A 16,537-nucleotide genomic window follows, 5' to 3' on the forward strand; every position below is an offset into this window, starting at 1 on the left:
ACGAGCGATAAAGCTTTATCATGGCCGCAGTTTCGCTGATCGAGTCCATCATGAAGTTCGCCATCGCGCTGTTTTCCGCCGCCCATGCGCCCTCCTCGCGCCGTGCCCTGCTGTTTGCCCAGGCCGCGCTGGCCGGCGGCCATGAGATTGTCCGGCTGTTCTTCTATCAGGACGGCGTGTTCAACGCCTCCGATGCAGTGGTGACGCCGCAGGATGAACAGGATTTGCCCAAGCAATGGCGCGCCTTCATCAACGAAAAGCAACTGGATGGGGTGGTCTGCATCGCCGCCGCTCTGCGCCGTGGCGTGTTGAACGAAGAAGAATCCAAGCGTTACCAGCGTGAAGCGATTTCGCTGAGCGCGCCGTGGGAATTGTCCGGTCTGGGTCAATTGCACGATGCCGTGCAGGACGCTGACCGTCTCATCTGTTTCGGAGGCGCTTGAACATGGCCAAATCGCTGTTGATCATCAGCCGCCAATCGCCATGGTCCGGCCCCGGTGCGCGGGAAGCGCTGGATATCGTGCTGGCCGGTGGCGCCTTTGATCTGCCGATCGGTTTGCTGTTTCTCGATGACGGCGTGCTGCAACTGGCCGCCGGGCAGAACGCCAAGGCCTTGCAGCAGAAAGACCTCAGCGCCAATCTGCAGGCGCTGCCGATGTTTGGTGTCGAAGAGCTGTTCTATTGCGCCGAAAGCGCCAATGCTCGCGGTCTTGGCAAACTGTCGCTGGACGAAGCGCAGCCGCTTGCTGCTGAACACATCACCGCCCTTATTGACCGTTACGATCAGGTGATCACCCTCTGATGTCGACTTTGCATGTGTTGTCTCATTCCCCGTTCGGCGACGATCGTCTGAGCAGTTGCCTGCGCCTGCTCGGCAGCGCCGATGCGGTATTGTTGTCCGGCGATGCGGTGTATGCGCTGCAACCGGACACTGTGCCGTTCTCAACCCTTCAAGAGCGAGCAATCAGACTTTTTGTATTGATTGAGGACGCACAGGCGCGTGCGATCGAGATTCCAGACTGGGCCGAGGCCATCGACTACCCGGCGTTTGTCGAACTGTCGATCCATCACGCCAAGGTCAACAGCTGGCTATGAATTCAATGACCGTCGGCGCCCGCGCCATCGAACTGGACAAGGACGGCTTTCTCGTTGACCTCAGCGACTGGTCGGCTGAAGTCGCCAGCGCCCTCGCCGCCGCAGAAGACATCGAGTTGACGCCTGAACACTGGGAAGTCCTCGAGCTGCTGCGCAGCTTCTACGCCGAATTCCAGCTATCGCCGGCCACGCGGCCGCTGATCAAGTACACCGCGTTGAAACTTGGCGCGGACAAAGGCAACAGCCTGCACCTGAACCGACTGTTCAAAGGCACCCCTGCCAAACTCGCCGCGAAACTGGCGGGCCTGCCCAAACCGACGAATTGCCTATGAACGACTTTCCAGCTTTGACCCTCGAAACGCCTGCCGAGCATCCGTTCGCGCAATTCGTGCGCATTCTCGGCAAGGGCAAGCGCGGCGCCCGCGACCTGACGCGCGAAGAAGCCCGCGAGGCCATGGGCATGGTGCTCGATGACAAGGTCGAAGATACGCAACTGGGTGCCTTCCTGATGTTGCTGCGGCACAAGGAAGAAAGCGCAGAGGAAATGGCCGGTTTCACCGAAGCCCTGCGCGAACGCTTGCAGGCACCGGCGCTGAATGTCGACCTGGACTGGCCGACCTACGCCGGCAAAAAACGCCATCTGCCGTGGTATCTGCTCGCGGCCAAATGCCTGGCGCAAAACGGCGTACGCATCTTCATGCATGGCGGCGGCGCGCACACTGCCGGGCGCCTGTACAGCGAACAACTGCTGGGCGAACTGAACATTCCCCTGTGCCGCAATTGGCAGCAGGTCGGCGCGGCACTGGACAACGGCGGCCTGGCGTTTATGCCGCTCGTGGACTGGGCGCCGCAGTTGCAAAAGATGATCGACCTGCGCAATACCTTGGGCCTGCGGTCGCCGATCCACTCGCTGGCGCGGATTCTCAATCCGTTGGGCGCACGCTGCGGCCTGCAAAGCATTTTTCACCCGGGTTACCAGGCGGTGCATCGCGATGCCAGCGGCTTGCTCGGCGACGCGGCAATTGTGGTCAAGGGTGATGGCGGTGAAATCGAGATCAACCCCGACGCCACCAGCCACCTTTATGGCACCAGCGGCGGTCAGAGCTGGGATGAAGAATGGCCGCAGCTGTCAGCGCAGCGCCACGTCAAACCCGCTTCGCTGGAAATCGAGCACTTGAAAGCCGTGTGGCGTGGCGATGTGGTCGACAGTTACCCGCAAATGGCCTTGATTGCGACCATGGCCCTCGCCCTGCGCGGTCTCGGTCAGAATCGCGAAGAGGCGTTCGCAACCGCCGAGCAGTATTGGGCGGCGCGCAACACATCGATCTAACCGATCATTAGCGCCCGATCTTTGCGCTTTTTGTTCGAACTCATCGGAATAGACTCGACTCCAACGAATATTGGTTTTGGGAGTCTTGATCATGGGTTTACTCGTCGACGGCCACTGGCAGGACAAGTGGTACGAAAGGAGCAAGGACGGCGCGTTCCAGCGCGAACAAGCGCAACGCCGCAACTGGGTGACCGCCGACGGTCAGCCAGGCCCCAGCGGTGAAGGCGGTTTCACTGCCGAAGCCGGGCGCTATCACCTGTACGTTTCCCTCGCCTGCCCTTGGGCGCATCGCACGCTGATCGTGCGCAAACTCAAAGGGCTGGAAAGTCTCATCGACGTGTCGGTGGTCAGTTGGCTCATGCTGGAGAACGGCTGGACCTTCGACAAGGCGCTGGGTTCGACAGGCGACAAACTCGATGGCTTCGATTTCATGCATCAGCGATACACCGCCGACACGCCTGATTACACCGGGCGCGTGACGGTACCAGTGCTGTGGGACAAGAAACTCAAGCGCATCGTCAGCAATGAATCGGCGGAAATCATCCGCATGTTCAACAGCGCCTTCGACGGGATCACTGGCAACGATCTGGACTTTTATCCGGCGCCGCTACGCAACGAGATCGATGCGCTGAACGAGCGGATCTACCCGGCGGTGAACAACGGTGTCTATCGTGCCGGGTTCGCCACCTCGCAACAGGCATACGAACAGGCGTTCGATGAAGTATTCGCCGAACTGGATCATCTGGAGCAACTGCTGGGTGCCAATCGCTACCTGAGCGGGGAATACCTGACCGAGGCCGACGTGCGCCTGTTTACCACGATGATTCGCTTTGACGCGGTGTATCACGGGCACTTCAAGTGCAACCTGCGGCGGATTGCCGATTACCCGAATCTGTCGAACTGGCTGCGCGAGATGTATCAATGGCCGGGTATTGCCGAGACGGTGGATTTCCAGCACATCAAGCATCACTACTATGGCAGCCACAAGACCATCAACCCGACCGGCGTGGTGCCGAAGGGGCCGCAGCAGGATTTCAGCGTAGCGCATGACCGGTCGCGGTTGATCGGGAAAGGGGTTTGGTTAAAGGGCTAACAGCAGAAGCAAAAGATCGCAGCCTTCGGCAGCTCCTGCATGAGAATGCGTTCCTCTGTAGGAGCTGCCGAAGGCTGCGATCTTTTGATCTGACTCAGACCTGCGCTTGAGCCCCTTCAAACCACGCCAGCTTCTCGCGCAGTTGCACCACTTCGCCGACGATCACCAGAGTCGGCGCATGCACTTCATGCTCCGCCACCATTCGCGGCAGATCCGCCAGCGTGCCGGTGAAAACCCGCTGATTGACTGTAGTGCCCTGCTGAATCAACGCCGCCGGGGTATCCGCCGCGCGACCATGCTTGATCAACTGCTCGCAGATAATCGGCAGGCCCACCAGGCCCATGTAGAACACCAGCGTCTGCGCCGGAGCCACCAGGTCAGCCCATGGCAGATCGGTGGAACCATCCTTCAAGTGGCCAGTGACAAACCGCACGGACTGCGCATGGTCACGGTGGGTCAGCGGGATCCCCGCATAAGCGGCGCAACCGCTGGCCGCCGTGATGCCTGGCACCACCTGGAATGGAATACCGTGGGCCGCCAGTTCTTCGATCTCTTCGCCACCGCGGCCGAAGATAAACGGATCGCCGCCCTTCAACCGCACCACACGCTTGCCAGCCTTGGCCAGATCGACCAGTTGCTGGTTGATCTGATCCTGCGGCACGGCGTGTTCGGAGCGCCGCTTGCCGACATACACCCGCTCGGCATCGCGACGGCACAACTCGAGAATCGCCGGCGCCACCAGGCGGTCATAGAGCACCACATCGGCTTGCTGCATCAGACGCAGTGCGCGGAAGGTCAACAGATCCGGATCACCCGGACCGGCACCGACCAGATAAACCTCGCCAGTGGTGACCATTGGCTCGCCATCGACCTTGGCCTGCAACAGGCGCTCGGCTTCAGCGCCCTGCCCGGCCAGTTGACGATCGGCGATCGGGCCCTGGAAAACGTCTTCCCAGAAGCCGCGACGCTGCTGAACATCCGGAAACAGGTTTTTCACCTGATTGCGGAAACGCGCAGCTAATCCAGCCAACTGGCCGTAAGTCGAAGGAATCCAGGTTTCGATTTTCGCGCGGATCAGACGCGCCAGTACCGGCGCATCGCCGCCGCTGGACACGGCGATGATCAACGGCGAGCGATCGACGATCGCCGGGAAGATCACGCTGCACAAGGCCGGCGCATCGACCACGTTGACCGGCACGCAACGGCGGTGGGCGTCGGTGGAGACTTGCGCGTTGAGCGTTTCGTCGTCGGTAGCGGCAATGATCAGCCCGCAACCGTCCAGATCCGTTTCGGCGTAACCGCGCAACAGGCATTCACCGCCGCTGGCAGCGACCAGTTCGGCCAGTTGCGTTTCGATTTCAGGTGCGACCACCCGCAGCAGCGCACCGGCATCGGCCAGCAGGCGGGATTTGCGCAAGGCAATTTCCCCCCCACCGACAACCAACACACGACTGCCGCGCAGGTTGTGAAACAGCGGCAGATATTTCATTTAGCCGATGACCTCAAGGCCACCCATGTACGGCTTGAGCACGTCCGGAACGCGGATCGAACCGTCGGCCTGCTGGTAGTTTTCCAGTACCGCAACCAGAGTACGACCGACCGCCAGACCAGAGCCGTTCAAGGTGTGCACCAGCTCAGGCTTGCCGGTTTCCGGGTTACGGAAACGCGCCTGCATGCGACGCGCCTGGAAGTCACCGCAGTTGGAGCACGAGGAGATTTCGCGGTATTTGTCCTGGCTCGGAATCCACACTTCGAGGTCGTAGGTCTTGACCGCGCTGAAGCCCATGTCGCCAGTGCACAGCGCCAGGGTGCGGTAAGGCAGGCCGAGCAGCTGCAGGACTTTTTCGGCGTTCGCAGTCAGGCTTTCCAGCGCTTCCATCGATTGCGACGGCTCGACGATCTGGACCATTTCGACTTTGTCGAACTGGTGCTGGCGGATCATGCCACGCGTGTCGCGACCCGACGCGCCGGCTTCGCTGCGGAAGCATGGGGTGTGGGCGACAAACTTGATCGGCAACAACTTCGAATCGACGATTTCGCCGGCAACGATGTTGGTCAGCGACACTTCGGCGGTTGGAATCAGGTACAGATCGGCTTCGCCTTCGCGGGCAATCTTGAACAGATCTTCTTCGAACTTCGGCAGCTGGCCGGTACCTTGCAGCGCCGGAGCCTGAACCAGATAAGGCGTGTAAGCCTCTTCGTAGCCATGTTCGGTGACATGCAGGTTGATCATGAACTGCGCCAGTGCGCGATGCAGACGGGCAATCGGGCCGCGCAGCAAGGCGAAACGCGCGCCGGACAGCTTGGCGGCGGTTTCGAAGTCCAGCCAGCCGAACTTCTCGCCGAGGGCGACGTGGTCTTTCACTTCGAAATCGAACTGAGTCGGGGTGCCCCAACGGCGTACTTCGACGTTGTCGTCTTCGTCCTTGCCGACCGGAACCGATTCGTGCGGCAGGTTGGGGATACCGAGCAGGATCGAATCGAGTTCGGTCTGGATCGCGTCCAGCTCAACCTTGCCAGCGCTCAGCTCGCCTGCCATGCGCTCGACGTCCGCCATCAGCGGTGCGATGTCTTCGCCGCGCTGCTTGGCCTGCCCGATGGATTTGGAACGCGCGTTACGCTCAGCCTGCAGTGCTTCGGTGCGGGTCTGGACGGTCTTGCGCTGTTCTTCCAGCGCTTCGATGCGCGCGGTGTCCAGGGCAAAGCCACGGGAAGCCAGGCGGTCCGCTACGTCCTGAAGGTTGCTACGTAACAGTTTGGAATCGAGCATGTCGGTTTCTCGTTATCAAAGTTTGGTCAGGGACAGGCCGGCCCACGTTGCGAGCAGCCCGCCGAATACGCTGAGTGCCGCGTAGCCCAGGGCCAGCAACACTTGCCCGCTTTCCAGCAGGCGAACCGTATCCAGTGAAAAGGATGAAAAAGTCGTCAGCCCCCCGAGGAAGCCGACCATCAACCCGGCGCGCACCTCGATCGGCACCTCAGGGCGTATCAGAAACAGGCCGTACAACACGCCAATCAGCAGGCAGCCCACGATATTAACGGCCAGCGTCGCGGTATAGAAGTGCCGCGGCCAATTGGCGCTGACCCAATTGCCGGTGGCGAAGCGCAACAAGGTGCCGGCAACACCGCCGACCGACACTGCGAGTATCAATGGAACCACTATTTTCTCCGCTGCCGAGGGCTCAGACGATCGAGTTGAGCGAGGTGATTGAGTTTTTCGCCGATCTTCAACTCCAGGCCGCGGGGCACGGGCTGATAGAACGGAATCGGCTCGAGTTCTTCCGGAAAATAGTCTTCACCGGCAGCATAAGCATCCGGTTCATCATGGGCATAGCGGTATTCGTCGCCGTAACCCAATTGCTTCATCAGCTTGGTCGGTGCATTGCGCAGGTGCAGCGGGACTTCCAGCGAGCCGTTCTCAGCCGCTGCGCGCAGCGCGGTTTTGAAGCCCATGTACACCGCATTGCTTTTCGGTGCGCAGGCCAGATAAGTAATGGCCTGGGCGACTGCCAATTCGCCCTCGGGGCTGCCAAGACGCTCCTGCACTTCCCACGCCGCCAGGCACAGGCTCAGCGCACGCGGGTCGGCGTTGCCAATGTCTTCGCTGGCCATGCGCACCACGCGCCGGGCCAGATACAGCGGATCGCAGCCGCCGTCGATCATCCGCGCAAACCAGTACAGCGCGCCGTCGGGATTGGAACCGCGCACGGATTTGTGCAGCGCCGAGATCTGGTCGTAAAACGCTTCACCGCCCTTGTCGAAACGTCGGCGCGTATCGCCGAGCAGGCTTTGCAGCAACTCGGTGCCGATTTCGCTGTTGTCTTCGGCCAGATCAGAGGCGTTTTCCAGCAGATTGAGCAGGCGCCGGCCATCGCCATCAGCGGCGGACAGCAACATCTGGAAGCCTTCATCGCTCAGGGTCAGGTTGCGCTTGCCCAGGCCGCGCTCTTCGGTGAGTGCGCGGTGGACCAGTTTGCGCAAGGCCGCTTCGTCGAGGCTTTTCAGCACGTAGACGCGGGCCCGCGACAATAAGGCGTTGTTCAGTTCGAACGAAGGGTTTTCGGTGGTGGCGCCGATGAAGATCAGCGTGCCGTCTTCAACGTAAGGCAGAAACGCGTCCTGCTGCGACTTGTTGAAACGGTGTACTTCGTCGACAAACAGGATCGTGCGCTTGCCGTACTGGCCGGCCTGCTGCTTGGCAATTTCAACGGCCTGACGGATTTCCTTGACCCCGGCGAGCACCGCCGAGACCGTTTCGAAGTGCGCATCGGAGACTTCTGCGAGCAAGCGCGCCAGGGTGGTCTTGCCCACGCCCGGCGGTCCCCAGAAGATCATCGAATGCAGCGCGCCCTGCTCCAGCGCCTCACGCAAAGGCTTGCCGCGAGCGAGCACGTGTTCCTGACCGACGTACTCATCCAGATTGGCCGCACGCAGACGGGCGGCCAAGGGTTGGGCAATCGGTGCACTGCGAAACAGATCCATCACGTAGCGTTGAAACCTCTGATTTTCTGAAATCTGCTGAAGTACCTGTGGTGAGGGGATTTATCCCCGTTGGGCTGCGAAGCGGCCCCAAAAGCGACGACTGCTGCGCAGCCGGACGGGGATAAATCCCCTCGCCACAATAGCCCCTCAATAGCAGGCCCTCACCACAAAGGCCCTGACACAAAGGGCCGGTGTTTATTCCTGGATAACGTCGGCACCCTTGGGAATGTCGAATTTGAATTTGGACGCAGGCACCGCTTCGTTGGCCTTGACCCCGGTAAACAGGATATTGGTGCGCTGGCCGACGCTGTCAATCAGTTGCATGTCATTGAGCAGGCCGTTGCGGAACGACAGGCGCAGATTGTCGAACAGAGTGTCCTTGGTTTTGGGCTTCAGGGTGAAGTCGATCACGCCGCCCGCCTCTTTTGCGCTGATATCGAAGCTCTGGCTGATCTTCGAGACATCGCCGGACAACAGCAAGGCCGGCGTCTGGGTCAGACGCTCATCGAGCTTCTTGATGGTTGCCTGCTCCAGATCCGGGTCCCACAGGGTGACTTTCTTGCCATCGGAGACCATGGTCTGCTCGGCCGGCGCATTGGTGTGCCAGTAGAACAGGCCCGGACGCTGCAGGGTCATGTTGCCGGTGGTTTCCTGCAACTGGGTGCCACTGCCGTCGAGGGTCAACTGCGAGAAGTTCGCCGACAGGGTTTTCGATGTTTCGAGCAATTGGGTCAGACGCGCCACGTCCTTTTCATCGGCGTGGGCCGTGAGTGTGGTCAGCGCCAGTACTGGCAACAGCATGCGGATAAGGCGCATGAGAGTCCTCTTGAATACTCGTGGGAGAGCGAGTGGCGCGTCATTGCGCCACTCGAGTCGTTGCGTTTCAGTCGCGTACCGGGCCCGGGGCCAGGACTTCACGCGAACCGTTGGTGTTCATTGAGGTAACGACGCCGGCCATTTCCATCGCCTCGATCATCCGCGCGGCACGGTTGTAGCCGATCTTCAGCTTGCGCTGCACAGCGGAAATCGACGCACGACGACTTTCGAGGACGAACTGCACCGCTTCGTCATACAGCGCGTCGGCTTCCGGATCATCACCGTCGCCACCACCGCTGCTGCCTTCAAAGCCGCTGCCCGCCTCTTCGACACCGTTCAGAATGTCGTCGTTGTACTCAGGCGCACCGCGCAATTTCCAGGCCTCGACCACGCGGTGAACCTCATCGTCGGAGACGAACGCGCCGTGAACCCGGATCGGCAAACTGGTGCCCGGCGGCATGTAGAGCATGTCACCGTGACCGAGCAGTTGCTCGGCGCCACCCTGGTCGATGATGGTTCGCGAGTCGATCTTGCTCGATACCTGGAACGCCATACGTGTCGGGATGTTGGCTTTGATCAGACCAGTGATCACGTCCACCGACGGTCGCTGGGTCGCAAGAATCAAGTGAATCCCCGCCGCACGCGCCTTTTGCGCAATACGCGCGATCAGTTCTTCAACCTTCTTGCCGACGATCATCATCATGTCGGCGAATTCGTCCACCACTACGACGATGGTCGGCAGTTTCTGCAGCAGCGGCGCTTCGTCGTGAATGCTTTCGCGCTTGTAAAGCGGATCGCTCAACGGCTCGCCGGCATCCTGGGCTTCCTTGACCTTGGCGTTGAAGCCGGACAGGTTACGCACGCCCATTTTCGCCATCAGTTTGTAGCGACGCTCCATCTCGGCAACGCTCCAGCGCAAGGCGTTGGCAGCGTCCTTCATGTCGGTCACAACCGGGCAGAGCAGGTGCGGAATGCCTTCGTAGATCGACAGCTCAAGCATTTTCGGGTCGATCATGATCAGCTTGGCGTCGTCCGGGCCGGACTTGAACAGGATCGACAGGATCATCGCGTTCACGCCCACGGACTTACCGGAACCGGTGGTACCGGCCACCAGCAAGTGCGGCATCTTCGCCAGGTCGGTAATGACCGGCTTGCCACCGATATCGTGACCGAGCGCCAGGGTGACCGGCGATTTGAAGTTGTCGTACTCGGGTGTCGACAGCACTTCGGAGAAACGCACGATCTGGCGGTCTTCGTTGGGAATCTCGATACCCACAGTGGTTTTGCCCGGAATCACCTCGACCACCCGCACACTGGTCACCGCCAGCGAACGCGCCAGGTCTTTGGCCAGGTTGGCGATGCGGCTGACTTTTACCCCGGCGGCAGGCTGGATTTCGTATCGGGTAATCACTGGACCCGGATGGATCGAATCAACGGTGACTTCGACGCCGAATTCCTTGAGCTTGATTTCCAGCAAGTGGCCGACCGCTGCCAAGGACTCAGGCGAATAGTTGAGCTGTTTCTTTTCCGCAGGATCAAGAATCGAGATCGGCGGCAAGGTGCCTTCGACCGCACTGTCGACGAACAACGGCGCCTGCTTCTCTTTCTGCACGCGCTTGCTCGGCTCCGGCGCCTTGGCTGGTGCCGGCGCGATCACCGGTGGCACCTGCTTCTCGCGGTCGGACATGTGCTTGCTCAACGCTTGCTCACGCTCGATCAGGCGTTCCTTGACCTTGGCCTGTTCGCGTTTGTCGGTGACAGTCGGCGCGACCACATCGTGGACGCGGTCATCAACCTCACGCAGTTGCGCAACCAGTTGCTTGCGTTCAGTGCGCGCCGACCACCAGCGGTTGAGCGCGCCCTGGAACAGTTCGAACAGATCGAGGGTGATCTTGCCGGTGACATCCATCACCTTGAACCACGACAGGTCGGTGAATACGGTCAGGCCGAACAGGAACAGAGCGATGAACAGCAAAGTGCTGCCCTGAATGTTCAGCGCATTCTTCGCCAGATCGCCAAGGCTTTCGCCCAGGGCACCGCCAGCGCCGGCCGGCAGACCGGTCGCGGCATGGAAATGAATGTGCGCCAGCGCAGCACCGGAGAGCACGAGGAATACCAGGCCGATCAGACGCCAGGAAAACAGCCAGCCGCTCCACTGCCATGGTTCATGGCGTTGACGGAAGATCTGGTACGCCTTGACCGCCAGCAGCAACGGAAAGATATAGGCGAAGTAACCGAGCACCATGAACAGGATATCGGCGCTGTACGAGCCGGCCGGGCCGCCGAAGTTCTGCACATCGTCGATCTTGCTGTTATGGCTCCACCCCGGATCGTCCTTGCCGTAGGTCAGCAAAGCCATCATCAGGAACAGGCACAAAGCGCCAATGGCGATCAATGCACCTTCCTTGAGCCGGTAGTGCAGTTGCTGGCGCCAGAGCGGAACGACTGTTTTGGGTGCTTCGGTGGTCTTCTTCAAAACGCTTCTTTTCCTGCGCCCGAGGCGCGTCCATCTATTGAATGACGATAAAAAACTGCCCAATCCAGGCAGGTAAAAAAGGTGAAAAGCTCAACTGGGACTACTTTTAACACTGTGCCACTGGTTTTATAAACACAGCCATAAACACTGTGCGCAGCGTATAGCCTGTCACAACCCGGCATTGTACGGGTTTGTGCGTCCGATGCCATGTTTGAGACCCCAGCCTTGAGCATAGCCAAACGTACATGCACTGCGTTGCAATTGGAGCATGCATTGTCTTTTGTGACAAAGGCTTATGAGCTGTATTTGATGAACGTAGCGAACCTGGCCGGATCAGGCTCACAGGAATGCTCGACAGCATCGGTACGGTGACGCTTACGACCACGGGCGACACATCAAGTTGCAGCTCAATGCTCACTGCAGCAGACATCTGTGCAGGACAGCGGCGCCGTTTCGCGGCAAACTCTTTCGCGGGGCCTGCACGCCCCTGACTGCCCTCCCCTTCTGCAAGCCTGGATGCCATGCTGACTTGGTTACAACGTAACTCCCTGACCTTTCCGCCACTGGAAAAAGCCATGCGCGAGCCGAACGGATTGCTCGCCGCCGGCGGCGATCTTTCCGCCGATCGACTGATCCAGGCCTATCGCCATGGCTGCTTCCCCTGGTTTTCCGAGGGCCAGCCGATTCTCTGGTGGTCGCCAGACCCTCGCACCGTGCTGTTTCCCGACGAACTGCACGTCTCGCGCAGTCTCGGCAAGCTGCTGCGCAAGCAACGCTATCAAGTGACCTTCGATCAGGATTTCGACGCCGTCATCCGCGCCTGCGCTGCACCGCGTGATTACGCCGACGGCACCTGGATCACCGAGGCCATGCAGGATGCTTACGTAGAATTGCATCGGCGCGGTTTCGCGCATTCGGTTGAGGTCTGGGACGAGGGACAGCTGGTCGGCGGCCTGTACGGCCTGGCGATGGGCCAACTGTTTTTTGGCGAGTCGATGTTCAGCCGCGCTGACAACGCGTCCAAATATGGCTTTGCCACGCTGGTCCAGCATTTGAAAGCCGCCGGATTTGTGCTGATCGACTGCCAGATGCCGACCGATCACCTGCACAGCCTCGGTGCGCGGTCGATTCCGCGCGGCGAATTCGCCGACTATCTGCGGCGCCATCTCGATCAACCGAATTCAGCGACCTGGGTTTGCTGAGCGACTTTTGCGCAGGTGGCTTACACTTAATCCACCAGCTTATCCCGAGGGTTGATTCATGACCGAGTTGGCGCGTTTGAAGTTTTATGCCACTCAGCCCCACTCTTGCAGTTATCTGCCCGAGGAGCAGGCCACGACGCTGTTTCTCGACCCGAGTCAGCCCATGGATGTGCATGTCTACGCAGACCTGTCGGAAATGGGCTTTCGCCGCAGCGGCGATCATCTGTACCGGCCGCATTGCCAGAATTGCAATGCGTGCGTGCCTGCGCGCATTCCCTCCGCACAATTCATCACTAATCGCCAGCAAAAGCGCATCTACAAACGCAACGCGGATTTGCAGGTGCAGCCGGTCAAACCGCACTTCAGCGAAGAATATTTCGACCTGTACCAGCGCTACATAGAACAGCGCCATGCCGACGGCGACATGTACCCGCCAAGCCGCGATCAGTTCTCGACGTTCCTGGTGCGTGACCTGCCCTTCTCGCGCTTCTACGAGTTTCGACTCGACGGACGGTTGCTCGCGGTGGCGGTGACCGATCTGCTGCCCAACGGTTTGTCAGCGGTGTACACCTTCTACGAACCGAACGAAGAACGCCGCAGCCTCGGCCGTTACGCAATCCTCTGGCAAATCGCCGAGAGCCAGCGTCTGGGCCTTGAGGCCGTGTACCTGGGTTACTGGATCAAGAACTGCAAAAAGATGAACTACAAGACGCAATATCGGCCCATCGAATTGCTGATCAATCAGCGCTGGGTCATCCTGAACTGAACCTGCGGCCTAAACCCCTTGGCGTAAACACCATTTTTCGGGCACAATGCACGCCGCTTTTGCCTGGCGCAGTTGCACCGGGCCATTCATTGGATACCGAGGGCTTTACTGCATGTCGAAAGAAGACAGCTTCGAAATGGAAGGCACTGTCGTCGACACCCTGCCCAACACCATGTTTCGTGTGGAGTTGGAAAATGGGCACGTCGTAACCGCGCATATTTCCGGCAAGATGCGCAAGAACTACATTCGTATTCTTACCGGTGACAAAGTGCGCGTCGAGCTGACGCCCTATGACTTGAGCAAAGGGCGGATCACTTACCGCGCTCGTTAATCAAGTCAATACAGAACGCCCGGGTTATGCCGGGCGTTTTTGTGTCTGCGTTTTGAGGTTTGGAGGCTTGGGACTTAATCGTTGCTGCGGGTGTTGCCGCTGGCGGTTTCGCTCTACAGCAAGCAGATCAAAAGATCGCAGCCTTCGGCAGCTCCGGTTGGATCGCGTGAATTCGATAGAAACGGGTTGACCTGCAGGCCGACTTCGCGAGCAGGCTCGCTCCCACAGAAAAGCAAAGGCAAAGGCAAAAGATCGCAGCCTCCGGCAGCTCCTACACAATGAGCTTTAGCTCGAGTACCGCTTTTGATCTTGATTCACCGGCGACGTCGGAAGGCTGAGTGGAGGGATTGATCCGGGGGTGGGAGCGCAGCGACCGTCTGGCGCAGCCAGACACAGCGGAAGGAGGTGCAGCGAAGCAAACCGGAGCCGCTGCGCCCGGATCGATCCCGGAGCGAAGGAACCCGAGCCTGCGAGGGCCGAACGCAGGAGCAAGCGTTTTTTTGCTTACTTTTTTTAGGCGTTTGTAAAAAAAGTGAGTCGCCGTAAGGGCGAAACCCTAAGCAGCCGTAACCGCAGCAACGGATATACACCCAAAACTATCAAACAACGAGCAACAAAAAGGCGCCCGAAGGCGCCCTCTTGATATACGACCGTCAGGCCATCTCAGCCGTGGTTTCGAAGTCGAACGTCAACTCCCCATCCTTGATGTCGATGTGCACCACACCGCCATGCTCGGCCAGTTCGCCAAACAGAATCTCCTCCGCCAGCGGACGCTTGATCTTGTCCTGGATCAGACGCGCCATTGGACGTGCGCCCATCGCCGAGTCATAACCACCCGCCGCCAGCCAGCTGCGTGCCGCATCAGTAACCTCAAGCAACACACGCTTGTCTTCCAGCTGCGCCTGAAGCTCGGTGAGGAACTTGTCCACCACACTTTTGATGACCTCATGGCTGAGGCGACCAAACTGGATAATGGTGTCCAGACGGTTACGGAATTCCGGCGTGAAGCTCTTCTTGATCACTTCCATCGCATCGGACGAGTGGTCCTGATGGGTGAAACCGATCGAAGCCCGCGCTGCCGTCTCGGCACCGGCGTTGGTGGTCATGATCACGATCACATTGCGGAAGTCCGCCTTGCGCCCGTTGTTGTCGGTCAGCGTGCCGTGATCCATGACCTGCAACAGCAGGTTGAAGACTTCCGGATGCGCCTTCTCGATTTCGTCGAGGAGCAATACGCAATGTGGCTGCTTGGTGATCGCTTCGGTCAGCAGACCGCCCTGGTCGAAACCGACATAGCCTGGAGGGGCACCGATCAGACGCGATACGGTGTGACGCTCCATGTACTCGGACATGTCGAAACGCACCAACTCGATCCCCAGCGCCTTGGCCAGCTGTCGCGCGGCCTCGGTTTTACCGACACCGGTAGGCCCGGCGAACAGGAACGAACCGACCGGCTTGTCTGGCGACTTGAGCCCGGCACGCGACAGCTTGATCGCAGTGGACAGCGAATCGATCGCCGCGTCCTGACCAAACACCGTAAGCTTCAGGTCACGCTCCAGGTTACGCAGCAGCTCTTTGTCGGAACTGGTGACATGCTTCGGCGGAATCCGCGCGATTTTCGCGACGATGTCCTCGACCTGTGGCACTTCGATACGCTTGACGCGCATCTCCACCGGTTGCAGACGCTGGTAGGCGCCCGCCTCGTCGATCACGTCGATGGCCTTGTCCGGCATGTGCCGGTCATTGATGTAGCGCGACGCCAGTTCGGCAGCGGCACGCAACGACTCATCGCTGTACTCGATATTGTGATGCTGCTCGAAACGCCCTTTCAGACCACGCAGGATACCGATGGTGTCTTCCACCGACGGCTCGACGACATCGACTTTCTGGAAGCGACGCGCCAAGGCACGGTCCTTCTCGAAGATGCCGCGAAATTCCTGGAACGTGGTCGAACCGATGCAGCGAATGTCGCCAGACGACAGCAGCGGCTTGAGCAGATTGGATGCATCCATCACGCCACCGGACGCTGCGCCCGCACCGATGATGGTGTGGATCTCGTCGATGAACAGGATCGCCTGCGGACGTTTCTTCAGTTCATTGAGCAGCGCCTTGAAGCGCTTCTCGAAATCACCGCGATACTTGGTACCCGCAAGCAGAGCGCCGAGGTCGAGCGAATAAACAACCGCATTGGCCAGCAGATCCGGCACCTGATTGTCGACGATGCGCTTGGCCAAGCCTTCGGCAATGGCGGTCTTACCCACGCCTGCCTCGCCCACCAGCAGCGGATTGTTCTTGCGCCGGCGCGCAAGAATCTGCGCGACACGCTCGACTTCCGACTCACGACCAACCAACGGATCAATGCGACCCTGGCGCGCGAGTTCGTTGAGGTTGCTGGCATAAGCATCCAGAGGATTGCCTGAAGAAGAAGACTCACCGCCCTCGTCGTCCTGCATATCTTGTTCACCTTCAGAGTGATCGCCGTGCCCCGGTACTTTCGAAATGCCGTGGGCGATGTAGTTGACGACATCGATGCGCGCCACGCTCTGCTGTTTCAGCAGGAACACGGCCTGACTCTCTTGCTCACTGAAGATGGCGACCAGCACGTTGGCGCCGGTCACTTCGCGCTTGCCCGAGCTCTGTACGTGAAAAACAGCACGCTGCAGGACACGCTGGAAGCCCAGGGTTGGCTGGGTTTCGCGATCCTCGTCATGGACGGGGATCAATGGCGTGGTGGAGTCGATGAACTCCTGCAGATCATGCTTGAGTTTGTCGAGGTTTGCGCCGCAGGCACGCAAAACGGTGGCGGCAGCCTCATTATCCAATAGGGCCAGCAGGAGATGTTCGACGGTCATGAACTCATGACGCTTCGAACGAGCCTCCTTGAAGGCAAGATTGAGGGTGACTTCGAGCTCGCGGTTTAACATAGCTTCACCTCATACCCAAGTG

At 59.6% G+C, this 16,537-nt stretch carries 16 protein-coding genes; 9 read left to right on the plus strand and 7 right to left on the minus strand.

Features of this window, described 5'->3' with window-relative positions; translation table 11 throughout:
* Window positions 1–50: 50 nt before the first annotated feature.
* The 6 genes from tusD to NF676_RS16805 all read left to right on the plus strand — a co-directional run bounded on the left by tusD (window position 51) and on the right by NF676_RS16805 (window position 3,518).
* On the plus strand, window positions 51–443 hold the full coding sequence (tusD, locus tag NF676_RS16780) for a sulfurtransferase complex subunit TusD (RefSeq protein WP_150741136.1): 393 nt from the start codon (window positions 51–53) through the stop codon (window positions 441–443).
* Between the two features lie 2 nt (window positions 444–445).
* Entirely contained in the window at window positions 446–802 is a 357-nt protein-coding gene (gene tusC, locus NF676_RS16785; RefSeq protein ID WP_056788922.1) for a sulfurtransferase complex subunit TusC, read from the plus strand.
* Window positions 802–1,095: a sulfurtransferase complex subunit TusB gene (gene tusB / locus NF676_RS16790; RefSeq protein ID WP_056788919.1), complete on the plus strand. Its 294-nt coding sequence runs from the start codon at window positions 802–804 to the stop codon at window positions 1,093–1,095. The genes tusC and tusB overlap by 1 nt, the downstream gene beginning before the upstream one ends.
* Window positions 1,092–1,427 (plus strand): TusE/DsrC/DsvC family sulfur relay protein, encoded by a 336-nt coding sequence (locus NF676_RS16795; protein ID WP_016770652.1) that lies wholly within the window; start codon window positions 1,092–1,094, stop codon window positions 1,425–1,427. The genes tusB and NF676_RS16795 overlap by 4 nt, the downstream gene beginning before the upstream one ends.
* Window positions 1,424–2,425 carry a glycosyl transferase family protein gene (locus NF676_RS16800; protein ID WP_252886421.1) on the plus strand — a complete coding sequence of 334 codons (1,002 nt, stop codon included), beginning with the start codon at window positions 1,424–1,426 and terminating at the stop codon, window positions 2,423–2,425. The genes NF676_RS16795 and NF676_RS16800 overlap by 4 nt, the downstream gene beginning before the upstream one ends.
* A 91-nt stretch (window positions 2,426–2,516) precedes the next feature.
* Window positions 2,517–3,518: a glutathione S-transferase family protein gene (locus NF676_RS16805; protein WP_252886422.1), complete on the plus strand. Its 1,002-nt coding sequence runs from the start codon at window positions 2,517–2,519 to the stop codon at window positions 3,516–3,518.
* Window positions 3,519–3,612: 94 nt separating this feature from the next.
* Here NF676_RS16805 and cysG read toward each other — a convergent pair whose 3' ends face one another.
* The 6 genes from cysG to ftsK all read right to left on the minus strand — a co-directional run bounded on the left by cysG (window position 3,613) and on the right by ftsK (window position 11,292).
* A complete protein-coding gene (gene cysG / locus NF676_RS16810; RefSeq protein WP_041477064.1) occupies window positions 3,613–5,007 on the minus strand; it encodes a siroheme synthase CysG in 1,395 nt (464 codons plus the stop codon).
* The gene (gene serS, locus NF676_RS16815; protein WP_041477066.1) at window positions 5,008–6,288 is read right to left on the minus strand and encodes a serine--tRNA ligase; all 1,281 of its coding nucleotides are present in this window, start codon (window positions 6,286–6,288) and stop codon (window positions 5,008–5,010) included.
* Window positions 6,289–6,303: 15 nt separating this feature from the next.
* The gene (crcB, locus tag NF676_RS16820) at window positions 6,304–6,678 is read right to left on the minus strand and encodes a fluoride efflux transporter CrcB (RefSeq protein ID WP_016775261.1); all 375 of its coding nucleotides are present in this window, start codon (window positions 6,676–6,678) and stop codon (window positions 6,304–6,306) included.
* Window positions 6,678–8,000, minus strand: coding sequence for a replication-associated recombination protein A (locus tag NF676_RS16825; RefSeq protein ID WP_042609225.1), 1,323 nt, complete (start codon window positions 7,998–8,000; stop codon window positions 6,678–6,680). The genes crcB and NF676_RS16825 overlap by 1 nt, the downstream gene beginning before the upstream one ends.
* A 195-nt stretch (window positions 8,001–8,195) precedes the next feature.
* Window positions 8,196–8,816, minus strand: coding sequence for an outer membrane lipoprotein periplasmic chaperone LolA (gene lolA / locus NF676_RS16830; protein WP_056788905.1), 621 nt, complete (start codon window positions 8,814–8,816; stop codon window positions 8,196–8,198).
* A gap of 67 nt (window positions 8,817–8,883) precedes the next feature.
* Window positions 8,884–11,292, minus strand: coding sequence for a DNA translocase FtsK (gene ftsK / locus NF676_RS16835; RefSeq protein ID WP_041477069.1), 2,409 nt, complete (start codon window positions 11,290–11,292; stop codon window positions 8,884–8,886).
* Between the two features lie 521 nt (window positions 11,293–11,813).
* Here ftsK and aat point away from each other — a divergent pair.
* The 3 genes from aat (at window position 11,814) to infA (ending at window position 13,591) form a co-directional block, all read left to right on the plus strand.
* Entirely contained in the window at window positions 11,814–12,494 is a 681-nt protein-coding gene (gene aat / locus NF676_RS16840; RefSeq protein WP_095182060.1) for a leucyl/phenylalanyl-tRNA--protein transferase, read from the plus strand.
* 58 nt (window positions 12,495–12,552) lie between these two features.
* The gene (locus NF676_RS16845; protein WP_041477071.1) at window positions 12,553–13,260 is read left to right on the plus strand and encodes an arginyltransferase; all 708 of its coding nucleotides are present in this window, start codon (window positions 12,553–12,555) and stop codon (window positions 13,258–13,260) included.
* A 112-nt stretch (window positions 13,261–13,372) separates the two neighbouring features.
* The gene (gene infA, locus NF676_RS16850; RefSeq protein WP_002553999.1) at window positions 13,373–13,591 is read left to right on the plus strand and encodes a translation initiation factor IF-1; all 219 of its coding nucleotides are present in this window, start codon (window positions 13,373–13,375) and stop codon (window positions 13,589–13,591) included.
* Between the two features lie 653 nt (window positions 13,592–14,244).
* Here the strand turns inward: infA and clpA are convergent.
* Window positions 14,245–16,515, minus strand: coding sequence for an ATP-dependent Clp protease ATP-binding subunit ClpA (gene clpA / locus NF676_RS16855; protein WP_016775266.1), 2,271 nt, complete (start codon window positions 16,513–16,515; stop codon window positions 14,245–14,247).
* Between the last annotated feature and the right edge of the window lie 22 nt (window positions 16,516–16,537).

The organism is Pseudomonas siliginis (genome assembly GCF_024072275.1).
Classification (GTDB): Bacteria; Pseudomonadota; Gammaproteobacteria; order Pseudomonadales; family Pseudomonadaceae; genus Aquipseudomonas; species Aquipseudomonas siliginis.

Coding starts and splice junctions, on each gene's coding strand:
- tusD (WP_150741136.1), top strand. CDS start 51: ATGAAGTTCGCCATCGCGCTGTTTTCCGCCGCCCATGCGCCCTCCTCG.
- tusC (WP_056788922.1), top strand. CDS start 446: ATGGCCAAATCGCTGTTGATCATCAGCCGCCAATCGCCATGGTCCGGC.
- tusB (WP_056788919.1), top strand. CDS start 802: ATGTCGACTTTGCATGTGTTGTCTCATTCCCCGTTCGGCGACGATCGT.
- NF676_RS16795 (WP_016770652.1), top strand. CDS start 1,092: ATGAATTCAATGACCGTCGGCGCCCGCGCCATCGAACTGGACAAGGAC.
- NF676_RS16800 (WP_252886421.1), top strand. CDS start 1,424: ATGAACGACTTTCCAGCTTTGACCCTCGAAACGCCTGCCGAGCATCCG.
- NF676_RS16805 (WP_252886422.1), top strand. CDS start 2,517: ATGGGTTTACTCGTCGACGGCCACTGGCAGGACAAGTGGTACGAAAGG.
- cysG (WP_041477064.1), bottom strand. CDS start 5,007: ATGAAATATCTGCCGCTGTTTCACAACCTGCGCGGCAGTCGTGTGTTG.
- serS (WP_041477066.1), bottom strand. CDS start 6,288: ATGCTCGATTCCAAACTGTTACGTAGCAACCTTCAGGACGTAGCGGAC.
- NF676_RS16825 (WP_042609225.1), bottom strand. CDS start 8,000: ATGGATCTGTTTCGCAGTGCACCGATTGCCCAACCCTTGGCCGCCCGT.
- lolA (WP_056788905.1), bottom strand. CDS start 8,816: ATGCGCCTTATCCGCATGCTGTTGCCAGTACTGGCGCTGACCACACTC.
- aat (WP_095182060.1), top strand. CDS start 11,814: ATGCTGACTTGGTTACAACGTAACTCCCTGACCTTTCCGCCACTGGAA.
- NF676_RS16845 (WP_041477071.1), top strand. CDS start 12,553: ATGACCGAGTTGGCGCGTTTGAAGTTTTATGCCACTCAGCCCCACTCT.
- infA (WP_002553999.1), top strand. CDS start 13,373: ATGTCGAAAGAAGACAGCTTCGAAATGGAAGGCACTGTCGTCGACACC.
- clpA (WP_016775266.1), bottom strand. CDS start 16,515: ATGTTAAACCGCGAGCTCGAAGTCACCCTCAATCTTGCCTTCAAGGAG.